A 6,467-nucleotide genomic window follows, 5' to 3' on the forward strand; every position below is an offset into this window, starting at 1 on the left:
TTGGATCCGAACCGTTCGCGCCGCGCCTCAGGAACCGCGGACACAGGCATGGAACAGGTCCAGCTTGGGATTGAGCACCGCCGTGTTCACGTCGAGCATGCCGAGCACCGAATGGAACACGTTGTCGTGCGAGAGCGGCTGCTGGCGCCGCGCCGCCAGGCAGGTGCGGTCGATGCCGAAGCGTTCGCTGAAGCGGTCCGACATCCACAGCATCATCGGCACGTGGGTCTGCTCGCTCGGCGCGAACAAATAGGGCGCGCCGTGCAGGTACATATTGCCTTCGCCGAGCGACTCGCCGTGGTCGGAGAAGTACAGCATCGCCGTGTCCACGCCATCGAGGCCGCGCAGCAGGTCGATGGTCCTGGCGAGGAAGGTGTCGGTGTACAGGATGGTGTTGTCGTAGGCGTCGACGATGGACTCGCGCGAGCACTTCTCGAATTCGCTGGTGTCGCACACCGGGCCGAAGCGGCCGAAGCCCTGCGGATAGCGCTTGGCGTAGGCCGGGCCGTGGCTGCCCTTCTGGTGCAGCACGACGACGACATCGCGGCTGCTGTCCCTCACCAGCTGCGGCAGTTCCTCGAGCAGGCGCTCGTCGTAGCACTCGTCGCCCGCGCAATGGGCCGAGCCGGGCTTGGGAGCCGACAGGTCGCGGAACTCGACGCGGTCACAGGCGCCCTTGCAGCCGGAATTGTTGTCGAGCCAGACCACGCGGAAGCCCGCATGCGCCAGCACGTCCAGCAGCCCTTCCTGGTGATAGGCCTTGTCGCCGTCGTAGCGCTCGCGTCCCAGCGCCGAGAACACGCAGGGGACCGACACCGCCGTCGCGGTGCCGCAGGACCGCACATTGGCGAAGTTGATCAGGCCGGACTCGCGCGCCAGCCTGGGATTGGTGTCGCGGGCATAGCCGTTGAGCGAGAAGTTCTGGGCGCGCGCCGTTTCGCCGACCACGATGACGGTGACGGTCTTGCGGGCCTGCCCGGCCCAGGCGTTGCCCTTGACGGCGTCGCGGCCAAGCGGCGCGATGGCGACCGGCGAGCGCCATTTGTTGCGCAGGTAGCCGTGCAGGGCCTGGATATAGTTGGTCGGCGTGAGCAGGTAGCGCAGCTCGCGGTGCTCGCGCAGCGCCGGCGCCAGGCTCTTGAAGAACAGGACCAGCAGCAGGGCGGCCAGGGCCAGCGAGCCGGCGGCGATGCCGGAGCGGCGCAGCACGCCGCGCAAGCCCTGGGGGAACTGGATGCGGGCGCGCGCCACGAACAGCGAAGGCAGCACGCCGAAGGCCATGACCGACAGCACCATCCTCCAGTTGAGCAGCTCGCTCGCTTCGTGCACGTCGGTCTCGAACACGTTCTGGATCATGGCCTTGTCGATCACGATGCCGTATTCGTGGATGAAGTAGCTGGCGCAGGATGCGCTCAAGAGGATCGCGATCAGGACCGGCTTGGCGACGAAGCGGAAGCTCGCCAGGGTCAGCAGCGCGTTGAAGAACAGGACCACGATCACGAAGGCGCCGAGCAGGAGCGGCAGGTGCGCCGGCGTCAGCCCGCCCGCGGCGCGGATGAAGGTGGACCAGAAATCGATATTGCCTGCCGTCGCGAGCAGCAGCGACATCGTCAGGATGAGCATGGGTGCGCTGATGCGCGGAGAGATGACCTTGTCCAAGTATTACCACCGTGAAGCACGGACAGCCAGGTGCGGCCGCCTTACCTTTGCACGATAGCGGGATGCTCGTCAGTGCCGCGTCAACGCGGCGTTAAGTTTGCGTTAAATGCGCTGCGTTAAATCGGGTGAAAAGCTGATCGTGAAGCGGCTCCCGCCGCCCGGTCGGTCTTCGTAGTGGAAGCCGGCATGCAGGTAGTCGCAGATGCGGCGCGCGAGCGCCAGGCCCAGGCCCGTTCCCGATGAGCCGGTGGAGCGCACGGCCGGGCCCTTGCCCAGGGTGGCGCGCACGGCCTCCGGCAGGCCCGGTCCGGTGTCCTCGACCACGATCTGGCCCAGCCCCAGCTTGACCGACACCTCGCCGTGCTCGGTGTACTGGCAGGCGTTGCGCACCAGGTTGCCGATCGCCGCCGCGCACAGCTCGCGCGGGGCCCGCACGCTGAAGGCTGCACCATCGAGGTAGCGCAGCGTGACCGGCTTGTGCTCCACCAGGTGGCGGTAGCGTTCGACTTCGTCGCCGGCGATGTCATGGACGTCGACCGGCGGCTGGGCCTTGAGCTCGGGCGCGCGCGCCAGCATCAAGAGCACGGTCACGCACTCCGCCGCCTCTTGCGCGGCGCGGTAGATGCGTTCGGCGGGCGCACGCACGGCGGGGGCGTGGGACTCGTCCATCAAGATCTCGGCGGCGCCCATGATGACGGTCAGGGGACTGCGCAGCTCGTGGCTGACGTCGCCGGTGAAGTAGCGTTCGCGGTCGAGGACTTCGCGCAGTTCGCGGGTGTGGGTTTCGAGGGCGCGCGCCAGCACGCCCAGTTCGTCCTGGCGGCCGGTGAGCTGGACCGGCTGGCGCTCGGCGCCGACCGAATCGGCCAGCTGCCGGATCGGCGTCACGACGCGGGTGCCGAGGAAGCGCCCGAGCATCGCCGCGAACAGCAGGAAGCCGCCGAAGCACACCGCGTACATGGAATATACGACCCGCTCGATCTTGTCGTAGTCGCTCTCGTGGTCGACCAGGACCCAGCGTCCGAGCGCATCCTGGCCCGCCAGCACGTGCAGGCGCGTGCTCTCGACGTCGATCTTGTGCACGCCGTCGCCCAGGTCCCTGAGCGGCGCGGGAATGGCCTCGTTGCGGTGGAAGCGCAGGCCGGCCGGCATGTCCACGCCCAGCCCGGCGGCCTGGCGCGGCGCGGCCCATGCGGCGGCCGCGGCGAGCCGGTTGTCCACCAGCTGCACTTCGATGCCCTCGACGGCGATGGCGGCGATCACGCCGAACAGCACCGTCGACACGAGCCCGAACAGGAGGAAGGCGACGACGATACGCCGCCTGAGCGATTCAGCGCGCGCCATCTTGCCCCACCAGTTTGTAGCCGACGCCGGCCACCGTGTGCAGCATCGGGAAGGCGAACGGCTTGTCGATCGCCTGGCGCAGCGCGTGGATATGGGTGCGCAGTGCGTCGCTGTCGGGGCGGTCCTCGCCCCATACCGCATGCTCGAGCGCTTCGCGGGTGACGATGCGCGGCGCGGCGGCGATCAGGGTGCGCAGCAGGATGTAGCCGGTCTTGGTGAGCGTGACGGGCACGCCGGCGCGACTGGCTTCCTGGGTGTCGGGGTCGTAGCTGAGCTCACCGAAACGCAGCGTGCTGTTGACGCTATGGGCGCCGGCGGAACGGCGCACCAGGGCCTTCAGGCGCACCTCGAGTTCGACCAGCGAGAAGGGTTTGACCAGGTAGTCGTCGGCGCCGCTGTCGAAGCCCGCCACCTTGTCCGGCAGGCTGTCGCGCGCGGTCAGCATCAGGACGGGCGTGGCCTTGCCCAGTTCCGCGCGCAGCTTCTGGCACAGTTCCAGGCCGTTCAGGCCGGGCAGCATGACGTCCAGGATGATTACGTCGTAGTCGTTCTCCGAAGCCAGGGCCAGGCCGCCGTAGCCGTTGCGGGCGGAATCGAGTACGTGCCCCTTGGGCTCGAAAAAGCCGTACAGGTTGGCCAGGATGTCGGGATGGTCTTCGACGATGAGGATGCGCATCGGCCTATTGTATCCCTCCTGTCCGCCCGGGGTGTCCGAGCCGCCGCTGAGTCGACCCGGCCGTAGGAAAACTACGATTACACGATTGACTTGATGCAAATAGGGTAGTAGCGTTGGCCCTGTGTATTGATGAGCTTCCCGGCAGAGGTAGCGAAAGTACAAAGCAAGCCCCATAGAGGGCATCGACAACTTACGGAGACAAGATATGCAATTGCAACGCACATTGCTGGCTGCGCTATGCGCCGGCGCATTGCTCGGCGCACCCGCCTGGGCCGCCATCAACCCGAATGCGCTGGGCGCCGCCTACGACGCCACCAAGGCCAACGTCAGCTTCAAGGTCTATTCGAGCAAGGCCACGCGGATCGAGCTTTACCTGTACAGCACCGCCACCGGCACTGCGGAAAAAGCGCGCTACGTGATGACCAACTCGAACGGCGTCTGGAGCGTGACGATTCCGACATCGACCCTGAGCGCACAAGGCCTGTCGGGCACCCTGTACTACGGCTACCGCGCCTGGGGCCCGAACTGGCCGTACAACAGCAGCTGGACCAAAGGGTCGAGCCTGGGCTTTATCACCGACGTCGACGCCGCCGGCAACCGCTTCAACCCGAACAAGCTGCTGACCGACCCATACGCGCTCGAGCTGAGTCACGATCCGACCACGCCGACCATGACCAACGGGACGATCTACGCCAGCGGCGCCACCTACCGCAACATCGACAGCGGTTCGTCCGCGCCGAAAGGGATCGTGCTGGCGGGCGACACCCAATCCATCGGCGTCAAGCCGACCCGCGCGCTCAAGGACGATGTGGTCTACGAGGCCCATGTGCGCGGCCTGACCATGAACGACACCAGCATCGCCAGCGCCTATCGCGGCACCTACAAGGGCGCCGGACTGAAGGCGGCCTACCTGGCGAGCCTGGGCGTCACCGCGGTCGAATTCTTGCCGCTGCAGGAAACCCAGAACGACACCAACGACAACGATCCGACCAGCACGAACGGCGACAACTACTGGGGTTACATGACCCTCGCCTACTTCGCACCGGACCGCCGCTACGCCTACGACAAGTCGCCGGGCGGGCCGACCCGCGAGTTCAAGGAAATGGTGAAGGCCTTCCACGACAACGGCATCAAGGTGCTGATCGATGTGGTGTACAACCACACGGGCGAAGGCGGAGCGTGGTCATCGACTGACAAGACGACCTACAACCTGTACGGCATGCGCGGCCTGGACAACCCGACCTATTACAGCCTGACCTCGGACATGCAGAACTCCTGGGACAACACGGGCGTGGGCGGCAACTACAACACGCGCAACACGATCGCCCAGAACCTGATCGTCGACTCGCTCGCCTACTGGCGCGACAAGCTGGGCGTCGACGGCTATCGCTTCGACCTGGCTTCGGTGCTGGGCAACACCTGCCAGCACGGCTGCTTCAACTTCGACAAGATGGATGCCGGCAATGCGCTCAACCGCATCGTGGCCGAGCTGCCGCCGCGGCCGGCAGCTGGTGGTACCGGCGTGGATCTGATCGCGGAACCGTGGGCGATCGGCGGCAACTCCTATCAGGTGGGCGGCTTCCCGAGCGGCTGGGCGGAGTGGAACGGCGCCTACCGTGACGTCGTGCGTCAGGCGCAGAACAAGCTGGGCAGCGTGGCGATCACCACCGGACAGATGGCGACGCGCTTTTCCGGGTCGAGCGACCTGTATGGGGATGACGGCCGCAAGCCCTGGCACTCGGTGAACTTCATCACCGCGCATGACGGCTTCACGCTGAAGGACCTGTACAGCTGCAACAGCAAGAACAATAACCAGGCGTGGCCGTATGGCCCGAGCGATGGCGGCGAGGACAACAACAACAGCTGGGACCAGGGAGGTATCGCAGCCGACCAACGCAAGGCGGCGCGCAACGGCATGGCGCTGATGATGCTGTCAGCCGGCGTGCCGATGATCGTCGGCGGGGATGAGGCGCTACGCAGCATCAACTGCAACAACAATCCCTACAACCTGGACTCTTCTGCGAACTGGCTGGGATATACCCGCACCACGGACCAGAACAACTTCCAGTCCTTCAGCAAGGCGATGATCGCCTTCCGCAAAGCCCATCCGGCGCTGCGACCGACGAACTTCTATTCGAGCGTGGACAATAACGGCAACGTGATGGAGCAGCTGCGCTGGTTCAAGCCGGATGGCGGGGTGGCGGATGCGGCTTACTTCGATAATTCGGCGAATCATGCGATTGCGTGGCGCATCGATGGATCGGAGTTTGGGGATTCGGCGTCGGCGATCTATGTGGCGCATAACGCGTGGAGTGCAGCGGTGAACTTCGTGGTGCCGTGGCCGGGGACGGGCAAGACCTGGTATCGGGTGACGGATACCTGTACCTGGGCGGAAGGTGCTTCGCAGGTGCGGGCGCCGGGGGCTGAGGATCTGATTGGTGGGGAGTACACGAATTACAGCGTGTGTGGCCGGGGTACGCTGCTGCTGATCGCTAAGTAACATGGCGAAGTAGAACAGCCCCGTGGCGCGAGCCACGGGGCTGTTTGTTTTTGTGGGGTGGCGGTGTGCTTTATGTGGGGGTCGAAGAAGCTTTGCGGCCTGCAGGCCCTGTTGAACTTGGGTTCCGGCCTTCGCCGGAACGACGTTCATATGCAGCAGGCCACAATAGTTATCGCGATTAGCGTACCTAGCTCTTAGACCGTCGTCCCGGCGAAGGCCGGGACAATGCCACCGGCATTGTTCCGTCCAAGTTTTGTTCGCGTACCGAAAGCGTCTTTTCGGACGCCC

At 65.5% G+C, this 6,467-nt stretch carries 4 protein-coding genes; 1 reads left to right on the top strand and 3 read right to left on the bottom strand.

Features of this window, described 5'->3' with window-relative positions; all coding sequences use genetic code 11:
* Positions 1–27 precede the first annotated feature (27 nt).
* The 3 genes from KBW95_RS01450 to KBW95_RS01460 form a co-directional block, all read right to left on the bottom strand.
* A complete protein-coding gene (locus KBW95_RS01450) occupies positions 28–1,659 on the bottom strand; it encodes a phosphoethanolamine transferase (RefSeq protein ID WP_267875399.1) in 1,632 nt (543 codons plus the stop codon).
* Between the two features lie 102 nt (positions 1,660–1,761).
* Positions 1,762–3,003 carry a HAMP domain-containing sensor histidine kinase gene (locus tag KBW95_RS01455; RefSeq protein WP_211527324.1) on the bottom strand — a complete coding sequence of 414 codons (1,242 nt, stop codon included), beginning with the start codon at positions 3,001–3,003 and terminating at the stop codon, positions 1,762–1,764.
* Positions 2,990–3,679: a response regulator transcription factor gene (locus KBW95_RS01460; protein WP_211525896.1), complete on the bottom strand. Its 690-nt coding sequence runs from the start codon at positions 3,677–3,679 to the stop codon at positions 2,990–2,992. The genes KBW95_RS01455 and KBW95_RS01460 overlap by 14 nt, the downstream gene beginning before the upstream one ends.
* A gap of 205 nt (positions 3,680–3,884) precedes the next feature.
* Between KBW95_RS01460 and KBW95_RS01465 the strand changes: the two genes are divergently transcribed.
* Positions 3,885–6,179, top strand: coding sequence for an isoamylase (locus KBW95_RS01465; protein ID WP_211527325.1), 2,295 nt, complete (start codon positions 3,885–3,887; stop codon positions 6,177–6,179).
* Positions 6,180–6,467 lie beyond the last annotated feature (288 nt).

The sequence above is a fragment of the Massilia sp. ZL223 genome, from assembly GCF_018119395.1.
Taxonomy (GTDB): domain Bacteria; phylum Pseudomonadota; class Gammaproteobacteria; order Burkholderiales; family Burkholderiaceae_D; genus Telluria.

Excerpts from the sequence above, each read along its gene's own strand:
- KBW95_RS01455 (WP_211527324.1), bottom strand. The coding sequence starts at position 3,003 with ATGGCGCGCGCTGAATCGCTCAGGCGGCGTATCGTCGTCGCCTTCCTC.
- KBW95_RS01460 (WP_211525896.1), bottom strand. The coding sequence starts at position 3,679 with ATGCGCATCCTCATCGTCGAAGACCATCCCGACATCCTGGCCAACCTG.
- KBW95_RS01465 (WP_211527325.1), top strand. The coding sequence starts at position 3,885 with ATGCAATTGCAACGCACATTGCTGGCTGCGCTATGCGCCGGCGCATTG.